This is a genomic window from Actinomadura spongiicola (assembly GCF_003432485.1).
In the GTDB taxonomy this organism is placed as follows: domain Bacteria; phylum Actinomycetota; class Actinomycetes; order Streptosporangiales; family Streptosporangiaceae; genus Spirillospora; species Spirillospora spongiicola.
The window spans coordinates 760,055-777,068 of the sequence record NZ_QVNQ01000002.1 but is presented as its reverse complement, the minus strand read 5'-3'; the positions used below and the strand labels follow the sequence as shown (position 1 = coordinate 777,068).

Sequence of the window (17,014 nt, the reverse complement as noted above, 5' to 3'; positions counted from 1 at the left end):
GTCATGGCCGATACGTCCCGAGGAGTAGGGCCGCTACCTCCCCGTGGGCGACGTGGCCCCGGGCACCGATGACTTACCGTGCAGAGATGAGCACCTCACCGCCGCGCTGGCCGCGCCCCGCCGGATGGCCGGTGTGGGTCGTCCCGCTGCTCCTGGTGGTCGTCCAGTTTCTCGGGACGCTGGGCGCGGGGCACAGCGACGCGGAGCGGTCCGGCCCGCCGTGGGCGGGCGACGGCGTGTCCCCCGACGTCGCCCACCGGGACCTGGACCCGCTCGGGTTCGGCCTGGTGCTGGTCGGACCGGCGCTGCTGCTGCTGCGCCGCCGCCGGCCGGTGGTCACGCTCGCCGCCACCGGGGCCGTCACGGCCCTGTACCTGCTGCGCGCCTACCCCTACGGGCCCGCTCCGCTCTCGCTCGCCGTCGCGATCATGGCCGCGGTCGTCGCCGGGCACCGCCTGGCCGCCTGGGCGGGGACGGGAGCCGGCCTCGCCGCCTTCTTCGGACTGACCGCGCTGATCGGCGTCCCGGCGAACCGGCGCGGCACCGAGGGATGGTTCTCGCCGCAGGAGCCCAGCCTCGTCGGGGCGACGTTCGTCACCGCCTGGGCGCTGGTCGTGCTCATCACGTCCGAGCTGGTCCGGATGCGGGCCCAGCGCGCCGCCGAGTCGGCCAGGGTCCGCGCCGAGGAGGAACGCCGCCAGGCCAGCGAGGAGCGGCTGCTGATGGCCCGCGAGCTGCACGACGTCCTCGCCCACAACATCTCGATGATCAACGTGCAGGCCGGGGTGGCGCTGCATCTGATGGACGACGACCCCGAGCAGGCGCGGACGGCGCTCGCGGCGATCAAGGACGCCAGCAAGGAGGCCCTCACCGAGATGCGCGGGGTGATCGGGGCGCTGCGGGCGCAGGGCGAGACCGCGCCGCGCTCCCCCACCGCCGGGCTCGACCGGCTCGACGAGCTGCTGGACCGCGCCCGCTCCGCCGGGCTGCGGGTGGAGTGCGAGATCACCGGGGAGCGCCGCCCGCTGCACGCGGGCACCGACCTGGCCGCGTTCCGGATCGTCCAGGAGTCCCTGACGAACGTGACCCGGCACGCGGGGCCCGGTCCGGTGACGGCGCGGGTCCGCATCACCTACGGTGAACACGACATCGTGGTGCGGGTCGACGACGACGGCCGGGGGGTGTCGCTGCTGGACGACCGTCCCGGCGGCAGCGGGATCCGCGGCATGCGGGAGCGCGCCGCGGCGCTCGGCGGCTCGTTCGAGGCCGGGCCACGACCGGACGGCGGTTTCGGGGTGCGCGCCCGGCTCCCCCTCCCGGACGATTCCGCGGCACGGGAACCGGACGGCGCGTCCACCGTGAGGGAGGACTGAGGATGCGGGTCTCCGATGGGTCCCCGGACGCCGGGCGCCCCGTGGTCAAGGTCCTGCTGGCCGACGACCAGGTGCTGGTCAGGGCCGGTTTCCGGGCGCTGCTCGACGCGCAGCCCGACATCGAGGTCGTCGGTGAGGCGAGCGACGGCGAGGAGGCCGTGTCGCAGGCGCGGCGGCTGCGTCCCGACATCATCCTGATGGACATCAGGATGCCCGGCCTCGACGGTCTCGCCGCCACCCGGCGGATCGCCTCCGACGAGCGGCTCGACGGCGTGAAGATCGTGATCCTCACCACGTTCGAGCTGGACGAGTACGTGTTCGAGGCGCTGCGCGGCGGCGCGAGCGGGTTCCTGGTCAAGGACACCGAGCCGGTCGAGCTGATCCACGCCGTCCGGGCCGTCGCGGACGGCGACGCGCTGCTGTCGCCGTCGGTGACCCGCCGCCTCATCGCCGAGTTCGCCGCCCGCGCCAAGGAGCCCGCGCCGTCGCCGCGGCTGAACGCCCTCACCGAGCGGGAGCGGGAGGTGATGGCGCTGGTCGGCGAGGGGCTGACCAACGAGGAGATCGCCGCCCGGCTGGTGGTGAGCCCGGCCACGGCGAAGACCCATGTCAGCCGGACGATGGTGAAGCTCGGCGCCCGCGACCGCGCGCAGCTCGTCGTGTTCGCCTACGAGTCCGGGATCGTCAAGCCCGGCTGGCTGCCCTAGAAGTGCGCACTCTGGGCGATTCACTGTCGTCGTACGGTGGGTCGTGACAGGGTGGACGGCACAGCAGTCGCTGACGTGAGGAGTCCGGTGCCGAGCGACACGAGGATCCTGGCCGTCGACGACCGAACGGAGAATCTGACGGCCCTCGCCGCCGTGCTGGACGCGCTCCCGGTCGAGGTCGTGCCGGTCACGTCCGGGCAGGCGGCGCTCAAGGAACTGCTGAACGACGAGTTCGCGCTGATCCTGCTCGACGTCGTGATGCCGGAGATGGACGGGTTCGAGACCGCGGCCCACATCAAGGCCCGGCCCCGGACCCGCGACATCCCGATCATCTTCCTCACCGCGGGCGGCGAGTCCGGTGAGCAGGCGTTCCGCGGCTACGCGGCCGGTGCCGTCGACTACCTCACCAAACCGTTCGACCCGTGGCTGCTGCGGGCGAAGGTGTCGGTGTTCGTGGAACTGCACCGCCGCAACCTCCAGCTCAGACGGCAGGCGCGGCTGCTGCGGCAGAGCCTCGCCGAGAGCGGGGACGGCAACGGGGACGGCGGCGCGGACGGCGTAGCGGCGGGCGGCGACCGGCTGCTGACGGCCCTCGACGAGCGCCTGCGACTAGTGGAGGACGACGTGCGGCGGCTGCGGTCGGGCGAACCCGCCCGCGACCTCGACGAGCATGTCGCCGACCTGCGCCTCGCCCTGGACGCCCTGTCCGCCGGCGGCTGACCCGGTCCGGATCTTGCCGCGCAGGATGAACGCCCCGGCCAGCACCGCCGCCACGACGAGGAGCACCGCGATCGTGACGACGACCACGGTCCTGCGGCGCTCGGCCCGTCCACCGGGAGGGCCCGTGGCGGGCGGCGGGGACGGCTGCTGCCAGTTCGTGTACTGCCTCGGCTGCTCCCACGGCGGCGGGGTCCGCGGAGGCTGCGAGGCCCCGGCCGACTGAGACGACGCCGGCGGCGAGGACGGCGACGACGAGTGCGACTGAGCGGGCGGTTGAGCCGGAGGCTGGGCGGCCGGCGGAGGAGGCGGAGGCGCCCAACCGCCGGGGTCACGGCGCGTCACCGAGTCGAGCTCGCTCGGGTCGAGGACGGTCTCCGACGGCTCGTCCACCCTGGTCGGCAGGAAACGCGCGGACGGCTCGTCCGCCACCGTCTCGCCGGCCTGCGGCGGGGCCGGCGGCGCGGGGGGCGGGGACTGCGGGCGCAGGGCCGCGACCCGGGTGAGCAGCGGCTCCGCCTGGACGGCGGTCATCCGGTTCACCGGCTCGCGGGCCAGCAGACCGGTCAGCACCGGCGCCAGCGGGCCCGCGTTGCGCGGCGGCGGAACCGGCTCGCTCAGGGCCGCCTGCAACGACGCCATCGCGTCCGACCGCTCGTAGGGGGAGTGTCCCTCCACGGCCGCGTACAGGGTCGCGCCGAGCGCCCACAGGTCGGAGGCGGGCACCGCGCGCTCGCCCTGCGCCCGCTCCGGCGGGATGTAGGCGGGCGACCCCATGACCAGGCCCGTCTGGGTGAGGGTCGCGTCGCCCTCCATCTGCGCGATGCCGAAGTCGGTGAGCACGACGCGTCCCGCGTCGGTGATCAGTACGTTACTGGGCTTGATGTCACGGTGCAGAATGCCCTTCTCGTGGGCGTGGCGGAGCGCTCCGAGCATCTGCAACCCGATGTCGGCGACCCGGCTGTGGTCCATCGGACCGCGTTCGAGGACGTCCTGGAGCGAGGGCGCGAGGACGAGCTCCATCACGATCCAGGGCCGGTCGGACTCCTCGACCACGTCGTGGACGGTCACGACCCCGGGATGGTTCAGCCGCGCCGACGCCCGCGCCTCCCGGAACGTCCGCTCGTACAGGACGGCCCGTTCCTCCTCGTCGAGCCCCGGCGGGAACACGACCTCCTTGACGGCGACCTCGCGGTCCAGCATGACGTCGAGGGCGCGCCACACGGTGCCCATCCCGCCCCTGCCGACGACCGAGTCGAGCCGGTAGCGGTTACCGAGCAGACGTGCCTGTGCCATTACTAGAGGGACCCCCCACTGGTCAGCCCACCCCGGAGGGACGGAACGTGTCGATTATGCGTCACACGGTTCCCGTCCCGTGGCGTCCGGCCACGGTTTCGCGCCGGTACCGACCGGCGGACAGGCGGTCCGCCACTAGTCACCCGCGGGCTTGAAGAAGCGGTACACCGGCTGCATCTCGGCGAACACCTTGTCCCAGTCCTGCTCGGGGGCGCAGAGAAGGATGGCGTACCCGTGCCCTCCCGCGACGAATCCGCGGTTGAGGATGTGCTTGCGCCCGCCACCGTTGTCGAAGGTGAACTCCCAGTCCGCGGAGTCGTCGCCGTCGCCGGTGTCGGGGACGGGCGGATGGTCGCCGGTCGGCGCGAGCCTGATCTCCCGGTAGCCCTGGAAGCGGTTGCCGCCGCGTGCCTGCCGCCGCCAGTCGCCGAGCGCGCTGTCGCTGGGACTGTCGGTCTGGTCGATCTGGAGGTAGGTCCTGCGGTCGGGCGAGTAGAAGTGGTCGCCGCCCTGCTTCCGCTCCGGGCCGCTCCAGCCCTTCGGGACGGGCACCGAGTAGCCGCTGCGGTCCTTGTGCATGGTGAAACCGGCGGGGAGCGCGTCGGCGGGCTGCTTGGAGGGCTTCGACGAACTCGGCGGCGCGGACTGTTTCGAGCCGCCGGTCGTCGGCGGCGCGGCGCTCTCCTTGCGGGCCGGTTTCCCGTCCCCGCGGCTGTTCGCCAGCGCGATGCCCGCGACGATCACGATGACGATCAGCGCGACGACGGCGACGATCAGGACGTTGCGGTTGGAGGCGAGGGTGGGCCGTCCGGCCGGGTGCGTGGGCGGCGCGAGGTGCCGCGCCGTAGCCCCGTCGCCGGACGGTTCCGCCGGGGAGTTCCCGGCGGCGGGCCCGGAACCCCGGGGGGTGAGGGAACGCCAGGTCGCCGCGCGGCCGGGGTCGGGGGTGGTCTCGCCCGGCCCGGCCGCGCCGCCCTCGGCGCCGACGCTTCCGAACCGCGCGGTCGCGCCGGGCCGGTCCGACCGCCCCGACGGCGCGGAGCGGGGGGATCGGGCGGAGCGCGGGGACGTGGCGGGCGGCAGATCGAAGCTGGTCAGCTGGTCGGGGCGGGCCTCGGAGGCGTGGGGACCGGGGCGGGGGCCGACCGGGTCGACGCTGGTCCGGCCGCCGGGATCGGCCATCTCCGCGGGCATGTCGTCGGCCGAGTACTCGACGGCCATCGTCCGCTGCGTGTCGATGCTCTCCCGGCGCACGATGTCGTCGAGCAGCGCGCCCGCCTCGATCGCGTCCATCCGCTCGTCCGGGTCCTTGCGCAGGAGTCCCTCGACGACCGGGATGAGCCGGCCGCCCGTCTCCGGCGGGTCGGGCTCCTCGGAGATCACCGCGACGAGCGCGGCCATCGGCTCGGGCCGCTCGAACGGCGACTTGCCGTGCAGCATCGCGTACAGGGTGACGCCGAGCGACCACAGGTCGGACGCGGGGCCCGCGACACGGCCGCGGGCCCGTTCGGGAGCGATGTAGGCGGGGGATCCCATGACCAGGCCGGTCTGGGTGAGGGTGGCGTCGCCGGACGCGGTGGCGATGCCGAAGTCGGTGAGCACGGCCCGCTCGCCCATCCGCCCCGTGCCGGTGATCAGCACGTTGCTGGGCTTGACGTCGCGGTGCAGGACACCGGCGCCGTGCGCGGCGTGCAGGGCGGCGAGCATCTGCCGACCGATCTCCGCGGCACGGCGGGTCTCCAGCGGACCGTCCTGCTTGATCACCTGGTCCAGCGAACGCGCCCTGATGAGCTCCATGATGATCCAGGGCCGGTCGTCCTCCTCGACGACGTCGTAGACGGTGACGACGCCGGGGTGGCCGAGCCGCGCGGCGGTGCGCGCCTCACGGAACGTGCGCTTGTGGTGGACAGCGCGTTCCTCGTCGGTGAGACCATGCGGGAGGATGACCTCCTTCACCGCGACGTCACGACCGAGGACCTCATCGTGTGCCTGCCAGACCGTCCCCATGCCGCCCCGGCCTACCTGGGTGACCAGGCGGTAGCGGCGAGCGAGCAACCGCCCACCGGTGGGTTCATTTGGCATATCCGCGACCATATCGACTTTTGCTGAGAATCTTGGACCAAGCTTGCACGCCACATCCCCCTACCCGTACGACGTCCGGCTTCACCCCCGGGTTCGCCTCCGGACGGTCATCCGCACACGGAAACGTGATCCACGTGGCTTTCGTAACGACGACTGACCCGGCCTTGACGCGCGGTGGCCGTGGAATCGGCCTGCGCGGCGAGGGGCGTCGGCTGGTCCGGGCCGCTCCGACGATCTTCTTCTGGTACACCCGACTCTCCGGGATCCTGTCGCTGCTCGCGTGGGGCTCCTATGGTCTCATCCTTGAGATCGCCGACATCTGGGCGCTGCGCTGGATCGGGTACCTCGGCTGGTTCCCGAGCGTGCCGCTCGGTCTCCTCTGGATCCTGCTGTCGATGGGCGTCCGGCGGCGCAAGCGGGCGGCGTGGCGGCTACTGCTGTTGATCTTCTGCCTGCCGACCGCGCTCGGCGTCGCGGCGTTGCTGACGGCCGCCCTCGACCCGGACCGGGTCACGCCGCCGGGGCTGGTCGGCACCACCGTCGTCCACCTCGCCGTCCTCGCCCTGCTGGTCGCCGCCCGCGGGCAGTTCACCACGCTGCCCGACCGCGCCAACCGGCGCCTGGCCGCGCGGGTCTTCACCGGCCTGCTGGTGGTGACCTGCGGAATCGGCACGTTCTTCGTCACCGTGACCGACCGCGACGGCAACGGCGATTTCTGGACGCATCCGGTCTACGCGATCTCCCAGACCGTCCTCGGGCCGCGCGTCACCGGCAAGCCGATCGACGTGGACGTGCCGCTGTGGGTGGACGCGATCCTGTGGGTCCTCGGCACCGGACTGCTGATCGCCACGTTCTGGGCGATGTTCAGACCGGGGCGCCGCGACCCCGTTCTCGGCCCCGGGGAGGAGCTCGCCGCCCGCTCGCTGCTCGCCGAGTACGGCGACCAGGACTCGCTCGGCTACTTCGCGCTGCGCCGTGACAAGGACGTCATGGTCGCACCGAACGGTAAGGCGGCCATCGCCTACCGGGTCGAGGGTTCGGTCTCCCTGGCCAGCGGTGACCCGCTCGGCGATCCCGAATCCTGGGACCAGGCGATCGAGGCGTGGCTGGCCGAGTGCCGCGCGCACGCCTGGATCCCCGGCGCCGTCAGCGTCGGGGAGCGCGGCGCGCACGTCTACCGGCGGCACGGGTTCGACGCGCTGGAACTCGGCGACGAGGCCGTCCTCGACCTCACCACGTTCACCCTGGACGGACGGGAGATGCGGCAGGTCCGGCAGGCCGTCCGGCGGGTCGAGCGCGCCGGGTACACGGTGCGTGTCCGCCGCCACTCGCAGATCCCCGCGTGGGAGATGGCGAGGCTCGTCCGCGGCGCGGACGCGTGGCGCGGCGACGCCGCCGAACGCGGCTTCTCGATGGCGCTCGGCCGGCTCGGCGATCCCACCGACGGCCGGTGCGTGATGGTGGAGGCGTTCGACGCCCGGGGCGAGCTGCGGGGCCTGCTCAGCTTCGTGCCGTGGGGACGCGCGGGCCTGTCGCTCGACCTGATGCGCCGCGACCCGGCCGCCGAGAACGGCCTCAACGAGTACATGGTCGCCAAGCTCGCCGAGCGGGCCGCCGCGGTCGGCGCGCAGCGGCTCTCGCTGAACTTCGCGATGCTGCGGTCGGCGTTCGCCCGCGGCTCGCAGATCGGCGCCGGGCCCGTCGCCCGCCTGTCCTACCGGTTCCTGTCGTTCGCGTCGAGGTTCTGGCAACTGGAGTCGCTGTACCTGGCGAACTCCAAGTACCTGCCCGAGTGGCGTCCCCGCTACGTCTGTTACACGCAGGGCCGCCACCTCGTCCGGTTGGGGCTCGCGTACGCCCGCGCCGAAGGGTTCCTGCCGAACCTGAACCGGCCGAGGCTGGACCGCGCGGCGGCGATGGTCCCGTCCGGCGACCTCGTCGACAAGATCAAGGAGGTCGAGGACGCCGCCGACACGGCCTGCGTGCCACGGCGGCGGCTGTCGGAACAGGAACGGGTCAGGCACGCCAAGCTCGACCGGATCCGCGCCGCCGGGCTGGAGCCGTACGCGCCGCGCTGCGAGCGCGCCGACTACGCCGCCGACGTCCGCGCCCGCTTCTCCCATCTGGCCCCGGACGCGCGCACCGGCGTCAGCGCGGCGATCGCGGGACGGGTCGTCCTCGCCCGCGAGCACGGCCGGCTGATCTTCGTGACGGTGCGGGACGAGACCGCCGACCTCCAGGTCATGCTGACCGCCGACGCGCTCGGGGACGACTCGCTGCGCCGGTGGAAGACCCTCATCGACCTCGGCGACCAGGTCGCCGTGCGCGGCGAGGTCGTCACCTCGCGGCGCGGGGAGCTGTCGGTGCTGGCGTCGTCGTGGACGCTCGCCTCCAAATGCCTGCGGCCGCTGCCGAACAAGCGGTCCGGCCTCTGCGATCCCGAGGCCCGCGTCCGGCGGCGGTACGTCGACCTCATCGTCAACGACGACGCCCGGCGGATGCTGCGGATGCGCGGCGACGCGATCGCCGCCGTCCGCGACGGGCTGCGCGCCCGCGGGTACCTCGAAGTCGAGACGCCGATGCTGCAACCCGTCCACGGCGGCGCGTCCGCCCGCCCGTTCACGACCGGCATCAACGCCTACAACATGCGGCTCTACCTGCGGATCGCGCCCGAGCTGTACCTGAAGCGGCTGCTCGTCGGCGGTGCCGGCCGCGTCTTCGAGCTGAACCGCAGCTTCCGCAACGAGGGCGTGTCGTACAAGCACAACCCCGAGTTCACGATGCTGGAGGCGTACGAGCCGTACGGCGACTACGACACGATGGCGGCCCTGACCCGCGTCCTCGTCGTGGACGCGGCCCGCGCGGCGCTCGGCGGCACGGTCGTCGTCCGGGACGGCGTCGAGTACGACCTCGCCGAACCGTGGCGGGAGATCACCGTGTACGGGTCGGTGTCCGAGGCCCTCGGCGAGGAGATCACCACGGACACGCCGGTGGAGGTCGTGCGGGGACACGCCGAGCGCTTCGGGCTGGGATTCGACCCGAAGTGGGGGCAGGGCAGGGTCGTCCAGGAGTTGTTCGAGGCCCGCGTCGAGGAGGAGCTGACCGAGCCGACGTTCGTCCGGGACTACCCGGCGGAGACGTCCCCGCTGACGCGCCCGCACCGCCGTGACCCGCGGCTGGCCGAGAAGTGGGACCTCATCGTCTTCGGGCTCGAACTCGGCACCGCCTACTCGGAGCTGGTCGACCCCGTGCTGCAACGGCGGCGTCTCACCGAGCAGTCGCTGCGGGCGGCGGGCGGCGACCCGGAGGCGATGGAGCTGGACGAGGACTTCCTCTGCGCCCTGGAATACGCGATGCCGCCCTCGGGCGGCCTCGGCCTGGGCATCGACCGTCTGCTGATGACGCTGACGGGCCGCGGCATCCGGGAGACGATCCCCTTCCCCTTGGCCCGCCCCGGCGGTTAGAGGGTTCTCGGGGCCGGGCGGTACCCCTGTTCGGCGAGCCACGCGCGGGCCGCGCCGCGCCTGGCGTCCTCGCCTTCCGGCGGCGCGACCGGAGGGATCGGAGGGATCGGAAGCCAGCGCCCGGCGTCACGCGGTTCATCGTCGGGCGCCTCGTCGAAGAGCACCTCGTCCAGGGGCAGGACGTCGCCGCGTTCGAGGTCGAGGACGTGGAGGCCGCCGTCCATCGCCGCCGCCACGGCCCCGAGGTCGACGGGGAGCGAGGTCAGGGCGGGGTCGTGTCCGGGTGGCGCGGCCAGTTCGGCGGCGAGCACCATGTCCCCGGGTAGGGCCCGTTCGCTGAGCAGCGCACGGCACTCCTCGGCGAGTCGGGCGCCCTCGGGGCGTTCCTGTGCCACGGCCGCCAGCGCCACGTCCCCGGCGTACTGGAGGACCGGTTCCAGGGGACGCTCCCGCAGGACGTCGAGCCCGGCGTCCGCGTCCCCGCGATGCGCGGCGGACCGCAGCCGCGCCAGCGCCTCCCCGTCCCATTCGGCCACACGGACATTTGTACAGACTTCTTGGGACATCGGGCGGCGATTTCACGCCGGTCGCCTGTCCTCCACGTGGACGACATTGAGTTCGTGCCCGTCCCTGTCCCGTTTGGACCGCCCCAAAAGGCCCACGTCCACACTCCTGGCCCCCTCATCGACCTCCTCGGGAGCCACATAGGTGAGGATGTCGTCGTGGTGCCCGTACACGCTCCATCCGGGCGCGGCGGCGAGGTCGACCGTCCCGAAATCACCGGCCGGGCTGCCCAGATCGACGGGTCCGTACTCGCTCAGCAGTTCGACCGCCTGCGCGGCCAGGTCTTCCTCGGGCTCCATGAGAATGACGCACGTCCCGTGCTCGAAGAGAACCCAGGACTTCTCGTCGCCCAGAATGACGTCGCGCCAAACCTGAACCAGTTCCTCTGTCGTCACGCCCGCGAGTATGCCCGATGCCTCCGACCCCCGCCCACGGCATGACTCTTCCGGATTTCCCGGTTACCAAGCGTGGCTTCGGAGGTTCGGAAAAACAATTGTGGATTCTTCGCCGCGGTCCGTAGCGTAGGCCCCGTTCGACACGGGGAAGGGTTGATGGACGTGGCAAGGCTCAATCAGATCATCGCCGTCGAGAAAGGCGCGAAGGGCCGCGCTCAGCGTGAGATCGCCGACGTTCTGCGCACCCTGCAGAAGCCGGCGCTGCTGTCCGGAATCTCCCGCGTCTACCGGCCTAAGGACGACGAGGGCGAGACGCTTCCGCCGGAGTCCACCAAGGTCCAGGTGCGGTCGGAGGACGCGCTGCGCGACGTCGCGAAGTCCCTGACCCGGCTGTTCGACGTGGTCGCCACCAAGGACTGGGCGAACCGCGACGCCCGCGCCGACGTGGTCGTGGACGGGCGGACGATCCTGGCCCAGGTCCCGGTCACCTACCTGCTGTTCCTGGAGAAGCAGCTCGCCGAACTGCACTCGTTCGTCGACAAACTGCCCGTCCTGGACTCCGCCGAGTCGTGGACCTACGACGAGAGCCAGGACGTGTGGCGCACCGATCCGGTCGAAACGTCCCGGACGAAGAAGGTGCCCCGCGCGCACGTGCTCTACGAGGCGACGGAGAAGCACCCCGCGCAGGTCGAGGCCTTCACCGAAGACGTCATCGTCGGAACGTGGACGAAGGTCGCGTTCTCCGGGGCGCTGCCCGCGCGCCGGGTGAACGAACTGCGCGACCGGGTCGACCGGCTCCAGTCCGCCGTCAAGTACGCCCGAGAGGAGGCGAACGCGACCGAGGTCGACGACCGGCAGGCCGGCGACGCGATTTTCGGTTACCTGTTCGCATGACCGGACTCCCCCCGCTGGAGCGCGGGGGGAGCGCCCGCAAGGGCGCGAAAGCTGAGGATGAAGCTCAGTCTGACAAGCGGTGACACTGGTGGTTCGAATCCACCCCCGGGCATTCGCGCCCGGGTGGCCCAAGTCCGGTAGAGGCGGCCACGTTAATCTCAGGCTCTCGCTCCAGAATCAGCATATGCCGTTCCCCTCAGGCGGCGGCGACTGCCTTTCCCGAAGTGTCAGTTCGAATCTGACCCGCGGCTCTCGTGCCGCGGTAGCTCAACGGTAGAGCGCGGCGAAGGAGTCTCATCAGTCGCCGGATCATCGCCGGGAGGAGCATGACGACGGCGACCACAAGGGCTCCGGGGGCAGGGTAAAACCCCCGGAGCCCGCCGCCGTTTCTTCCGTGCGCGGCACCGGGGCGGTCAGCCCGTCCAGGCGGCGACGCGGATGTCGTGGGCGGCCCCGGGGGCCGCGAAGTCCAGCAGGCGGGCCGCCTCCTCCTCGACGGCCGGTTCGTCCGGAAGCGGCGCGAAGAGCTCGACGCTCAGGGTCGCGGCGTCCGTCTTCCTGTCGTGCTTAAGCGTCCAGAGCCCGTGGACGCGCCCGTCCACCAGCAGCGTGGGCTTGATCTCCGAACCCACGCATACGATCTTGCGGTGCTCGTCGGTCATGAGGCGGGTGCGGTCGGCGTAGGCGAGGACCAGGTTGTCGAACCCGGGAAGGAACCGGACGGGAGCGGGCCCGTCGCCGGGAAGCCGCGCGTCGGGCAGGTCGAACAGTTCCACGCCGTTCTCGTCCCGGTAGACACGCAGCTCGGACCGCAGTTCCGCGAAGGCGGCGTCCATCCGGCGCAGACCGGACCACATCTGGAAGTCCTTGACGGACGCGGGCCCGAACGCGGCCAGGTAGCGGCCGATCAGCCGAGCGGGGCCGACCCCCTCGGCGAGCGGCCTCCCGATCCAGTCCTCCGCCAGGGCGAACGGGGTGGCGCCCGCGACGTTCCAGGTTCCGCTGGGCGGCGGGTGGACGACGGACAGCAGCGCCTGCGCCGACCAGCCGAGGGCCTGCACGTCCCGGCCCGGCCACAGCTCGGCGAGTTCGCGGGCGAGGCGCGGACGGGTCAGAACCCGGCCGTCGAGGAGCTTGCGGGCCTCGGTGGCGAGTTCGTCCAGGTCCCAGTCCTTGGTGACACGGCCGAACGCTGCCTGGCGTGCCCGCAGGAGGCACACGTGGACGAGCGGGCGCAGCCACAGGTAGTCGTCGGCCAGCGCCAGGTGCTGGGTGCCTCTGAGCATCGTTCCGCGTACGGCGGAACGATCCGTCATGAGGTCCGTGAGCTGCTGTTGCTTGAACCCGGCCAGCCTCGTCCACAGGCCGTGGTACGGCATGTTGGTCTCCTGCGCCTGCAAGGCGACGAGCCGTTCGATCGCTTCCCTGACCGACATGTCGGACCGCTTCAGGAGAAGCTGCCGCTCCAGTGCCGCCCGGTTCAGCGTCCGCCGGTCCAGTACCCGCATCATGACCCCGCCTCTACCTGGAACGAATCATTCCGCTCCACTATATCAGAACGGAATGCTTCATTCCCTTCTTTAGGAGGGCCCGTTCGGCTAGGCGCGGCCCCGGTACGCCTTCACGGCGTAGCGGAGGCGGGCGCCGACGAGGAGTTCCTCGTCGGGCGGGCAGGCGAGGAGGCGAGCGGCCAGTTCGACGATCTGGTCGTCGGACAGGTCCGGCTCGCGGACGGCTATACGGCCGACGATCTCGACCAGCTCGGGCCGCTTGTAGGAGACGATCGACCGGCCGCGTGTGACCTGCGCCGGCTCGGGGGGCGAAGCGTCGTCCGGCGGGGCGACGGGCACGGACTCGACCGCCGCCGGTTCGACGGTCACGGTCTCGACCGGCACCGTTTCAACGGGCACCGTTTCAACGGGCACCGTTTCAACGGGCACCGTTTCAACGGGCACCGTTTCGATGGGCACGGTCTCGGCCGGCACGGTTTCGACGGGCTGCGGCTGGGGGGCCGGGACGTCCGGTCGCGGGGCCACGGGTCGTTCATCGAACACGGGAAGGCGCTCGGTCTCCACTCGCGGCGACGCGTCCCGGCCCGGTGCGGGCGCCGGGACGGTCGGTGCGGCGGCCCGCGGCTCGGGGGGCGCGGACGGACGGGTCGTCAGGGCCGTGAACAGCGGGGACGTCGGCGTGATCACCCCGTGAAGGTGGGGCGGCAGGTCGGTGGACGGGGACGGGCCCTCCAACGGCGGGAGCTGCGAACCCGGCGGGCCCACCAGGATGATCCGAGGGGCCAGCCAGAGGAGGAAGAGCGCCTCCGCGCCGGCCTCGTGCTCGCCGTCCACGATGACGACGTCGAACGACCCGGGGGCGGGCGGGAGGACCTCGGGAATGCGCCAGAGCGGGAGGATCCACACGGGGACGATGTCCGGCGGGTTCGTGGCCGTCGCGGGAAGGTTCGTCCGGACGGCCGCCCAGGCGTGCGCGGCGGTCAGGTCGGCGCGGATGCCGCGCAGGCGCTCCTCGGCGTCGGCGAGCGCGTCGCGGAGCCGCTCCGCCTCCGACTCGGTCCGCTCGGCGATGCGGCGGGCGGCGGAACGGGCCCACGCCCAGGCCTCGTCCCAGCGGCGGACCCGGTCGTGCCACGCCTCGTCACCATCGGTGGCGATCATGAGGTTGGCGAGGTCGGGATGGGCCGCCCGGACGCGGGCGAGCAGTTCCTCGCAGCGGACCTGGAGGGACCGTTCGTGGCGGGCCTCGGCGAGAGCCCCGAGCGCGCGGGCGTAGGCGCCCGGGTCACGGGCGCCGATGGCGGTCAGCGCGGCCCGCAGCTCGGGAGGATCGGCGTCGCCGACCGGACCGATCGAGTCGCGCAGGGCGTCCAGGTCGGCGGCGGCGCGGTTGACGCCGAGGCCGTCCAACGCGTTGCGGAGCGCGGACGCGTACTCGTGCCAGTGAACGGGATGCTCCAGCGGAACGGCCAGCCCGAAACGGCCGAGGAGCGCCTTGGTGTCGTCCACCGCGGGCACGGCGTCCAGGAGGCGGCCGAGGCGCGCGTGGGCGCGGACGAAACGGGCGACCCGTTCGGCGGGCGGAAGGTCGGCGGGGAACGAGATGCCCGCGGCCTCCCAGACGTACTGGAGTTCCCGGCACGTGATCCGCACCAGGAGGTCGGTGTGGACGAGGTCGAGCAGCTCGGGCGTGGTGGGCGACGCTCCGTCCACCCGCACGACGGCCAGCAGCGGTTCCGCCTGGCGTTGCGCGGCGGAGCGCAGCGGCCCGCGTTTGAGCGCGCCGCCGTCCGCCAGGTAGGCGCGCAGGTCGTGCGCGGCCGCGGCGAGGGCCCGCAGGTCCGCGTCGGCGGGCAGGTCGACGCGGTGGCCGGTCGCCTGCGCGACGGCCTGGTCGGCCCATCTGGCGCGGGACGCCATCTCCGCGACCCGCGTCCAGATCAGCGGACGGCGGCCCGCGAGCGCGTCACCGAACGCCCGCACGGCGAGGTCGGCGGTGTTCCAGCCCCCGGGATGACCCTCCAGGCCGAGGTCACGGAGGGCGGCGGCCACGACGGAGGCGTTGCCGTCGAGCCGGGCGAGGAGCGTGACGTCGGTGTCGCGCAGCCGCCGGGACAGGTCGGTCTCGGAGCGTTCGGCACGTTCCGCCGCGGCGGACTCCGTCTCGATCAGCGTCCGGACGTAGGCGGCGCTGGGCAGCGCGCCCGGGTCGACGTCCCGCTGCGCGGTGCGGGCCTTGCGTTCGGCGGTCTCCTCCGCGAGCAGCACGACGAGTTCCGTGGCCTCGGCCCGGGAGATCGGGGGGCCGGGCGGCAGGTCGGGACGCACCGGCATCCACGCCAGGTCCGGCGCCTCGGCACGCAACTCCTCCTCCGGGCCCTGCCCGCCATCGGCCCCGCCTTCAACCCCACCGAGAGCGCCGTCGACGCCGTCGCGGAGCCGGTCGCGGAGGCGGGCGGCGTGCCGGGCGGCGGCCTTCTCCTGTTCGGCCAGCGCGTCCACGTCCGGGGCGGGACGGGTGAGGATCTCCTCCGCCGTCCGTACCGCCGTGGACGGGTCGGCGACCGTGAGGCCGACGAGTCCCTTCGGAAGGACGGCGCGCAGCGCGCCCGACGCGGCCGCGCCCGAGGTGGCGACCAGCACGCGGTGACCGCGGCCGAGCAGTCCGACGAGCAGGTCCGGGACGGTCCGCGGCTCGCGGTCCGGGACGTGCATGACATGCGGCCGCCGCGACGGCGAGGCGAGCCGCGCGAGGCCCTCCGGAACACCGCGGGGCAGGAGCCGCAGCAGCGTGGCGTGGTAGTCGGCGACGGCCGCGCGTCCCTGCGGGCGGACGACCAGCGCCGGAGCCAGCCTGATCTGCGGAACGGGCGCCGCCTGGCCCGGGTCGGGCGTCCAGTCGTCGCGGTAACCGGTCGGCGCGGCCAGCGCGGCGGAGCACCAGGTGCGCAGCACGTCCCCGACCGAGGCGTGCAACCCGAATCCCTGCCCGTCCCGGACCGCGTACGACACCGAGTCGGCGGCACGGAAACCGGGATGGCCCGACAGCAGTTCCCTGTCCCGCAGGGTCGTGTGCCCCGCCAGGACGACGTCGATACGCTCCGTGCGCTCGTCCACGACGATGCGCACGGGCGTGCTCAGCAGATGGTCGTTGACGACCGGACGCCAGACGAGCAGTCCCGTCGCCAGCACCACCTCCTGGTCGGCCAGTTCGCGCAGTATCCGGTACCAGTTGCGGAGGGCGAGCCAACCATCGAACTCCTCCAGCACGGCCGGAGGCGTCAGCGGGATGACCGGAACGCTGAAAAGGACGTCGCCTGGTCCCGCGTCCGTCTCCACGTAGACGTCGCCGGGCAGCTCGCACAGCCAGTGGACGTGGTCGTGCCGGGACACGTCCCGCGACGGGCGGCGCCGTGCCCGCGCCAGGTCGCGCAGGTAACGCAGCAGGCGCGCCGCGTACTCGGATTCGTCGACGCCCCCCTGCGATTCCCCGGGGACCGTGCCATCTGCGGGCACTGACAGCTCGCGGGGGGCCGTCCCCCCGCCGGGAAACCGGCCTGGACCCGGGCCGCCCTCCTCAGGCACCGCGGCTCCTTCCCTCCCTAAGGGGTGAATCCACTCCGTCCGGCCACCGAAAACCCAACGGGTCCGGCCACCGGGGACGAAACGGATTCACGGTGGTGCCACGATCTAACACCTCCGAGACGGCCCGGCCAAGAGTCAACGATGATCATGCGTCAGCGGACGCCCGCCATGTAACGGTCCTCGGTGGGCATCATCACCCAGAGCACCAGATAGACGACGAACTGTGGGCCGGGCAGCAGGCACGAGAGCAGGAACAGCACCCGGACGGTCGTGGGCGTCATACCGAACCGGCGCGCGAGCCCGGCGCAGACACCGGCGATGATCCTGCCGTGGCGCGGACGATACAAGCCGTTCATGAGGTCTTCTCTCCCCGATTCGTTGAACTGTGAACATGACCGCGACCTTCGCGGCCACGTCTTCCACGCT

12 protein-coding genes are annotated in these 17,014 nt (G+C 72.5%); 5 read left to right on the top strand and 7 right to left on the bottom strand.

Going from position 1 to position 17,014, the window contains the following annotated elements; all coding sequences use genetic code 11:
- Window positions 1-86: 86 nt before the first annotated feature.
- From D0T12_RS08110 to D0T12_RS08100, 3 genes are all read left to right on the top strand, one after another.
- Window positions 87-1,373, top strand: coding sequence for a sensor histidine kinase (locus tag D0T12_RS08110; RefSeq protein ID WP_147339436.1), 1,287 nt, complete (start codon window positions 87-89; stop codon window positions 1,371-1,373).
- A gap of 41 nt (window positions 1,374-1,414) precedes the next feature.
- Window positions 1,415-2,080, top strand: a complete 666-nt coding sequence (locus tag D0T12_RS08105; RefSeq protein ID WP_117399000.1) for a response regulator — start codon at window positions 1,415-1,417, stop codon at window positions 2,078-2,080.
- 87 nt (window positions 2,081-2,167) lie between these two features.
- On the top strand, window positions 2,168-2,800 hold the full coding sequence (locus D0T12_RS08100; protein ID WP_117398803.1) for a response regulator: 633 nt from the start codon (window positions 2,168-2,170) through the stop codon (window positions 2,798-2,800).
- Here D0T12_RS08100 and D0T12_RS08095 read toward each other — a convergent pair.
- Both D0T12_RS08095 and D0T12_RS36405 read right to left on the bottom strand, forming a co-directional pair.
- A complete protein-coding gene (locus D0T12_RS08095) occupies window positions 2,690-4,093 on the bottom strand; it encodes a serine/threonine-protein kinase (RefSeq protein ID WP_117398802.1) in 1,404 nt (467 codons plus the stop codon). The two genes, D0T12_RS08100 and D0T12_RS08095, sit on opposite strands and share 111 nt — an antisense overlap.
- A gap of 135 nt (window positions 4,094-4,228) precedes the next feature.
- Window positions 4,229-6,175, bottom strand: coding sequence for a serine/threonine-protein kinase (locus D0T12_RS36405; protein WP_233525903.1), 1,947 nt, complete (start codon window positions 6,173-6,175; stop codon window positions 4,229-4,231).
- Between the two features lie 164 nt (window positions 6,176-6,339).
- Between D0T12_RS36405 and lysX the strand changes: the two genes are divergently transcribed.
- Window positions 6,340-9,639: a bifunctional lysylphosphatidylglycerol synthetase/lysine--tRNA ligase LysX gene (gene lysX, locus D0T12_RS08085; RefSeq protein ID WP_233525902.1), complete on the top strand. Its 3,300-nt coding sequence runs from the start codon at window positions 6,340-6,342 to the stop codon at window positions 9,637-9,639.
- Here lysX and D0T12_RS08080 read toward each other — a convergent pair.
- Together D0T12_RS08080 and D0T12_RS08075 are read right to left on the bottom strand one after the other, a co-directional pair.
- A complete protein-coding gene (locus tag D0T12_RS08080) occupies window positions 9,636-10,175 on the bottom strand; it encodes a hypothetical protein (RefSeq protein WP_117398801.1) in 540 nt (179 codons plus the stop codon). The genes lysX and D0T12_RS08080 overlap by 4 nt on opposite strands.
- A gap of 42 nt (window positions 10,176-10,217) precedes the next feature.
- Window positions 10,218-10,598 carry a hypothetical protein gene (locus D0T12_RS08075; protein WP_117398800.1) on the bottom strand — a complete coding sequence of 127 codons (381 nt, stop codon included), beginning with the start codon at window positions 10,596-10,598 and terminating at the stop codon, window positions 10,218-10,220.
- Window positions 10,599-10,760: 162 nt separating this feature from the next.
- On the opposite strand from D0T12_RS08075, the gene D0T12_RS08070 reads away from it, so the two are divergent.
- Entirely contained in the window at window positions 10,761-11,492 is a 732-nt protein-coding gene (locus D0T12_RS08070; protein ID WP_117398998.1) for a DUF7873 family protein, read from the top strand.
- A 413-nt stretch (window positions 11,493-11,905) separates the two neighbouring features.
- Here the strand turns inward: D0T12_RS08070 and D0T12_RS08065 are convergent, their stop codons facing one another.
- The 3 genes from D0T12_RS08065 to D0T12_RS08055 form a co-directional block, all read right to left on the bottom strand.
- A complete protein-coding gene (locus tag D0T12_RS08065) occupies window positions 11,906-13,003 on the bottom strand; it encodes a winged helix DNA-binding domain-containing protein (protein WP_325050748.1) in 1,098 nt (365 codons plus the stop codon).
- An 87-nt stretch (window positions 13,004-13,090) separates the two neighbouring features.
- Window positions 13,091-16,588 carry a hypothetical protein gene (locus tag D0T12_RS08060; protein WP_147339434.1) on the bottom strand — a complete coding sequence of 1,166 codons (3,498 nt, stop codon included), beginning with the start codon at window positions 16,586-16,588 and terminating at the stop codon, window positions 13,091-13,093.
- Between the two features lie 152 nt (window positions 16,589-16,740).
- Complete coding sequence (locus D0T12_RS08055) at window positions 16,741-16,944, bottom strand: PspC domain-containing protein (protein ID WP_117398798.1); 204 nt, start codon at window positions 16,942-16,944, stop codon at window positions 16,741-16,743.
- Window positions 16,945-17,014: the final 70 nt, after the last annotated feature.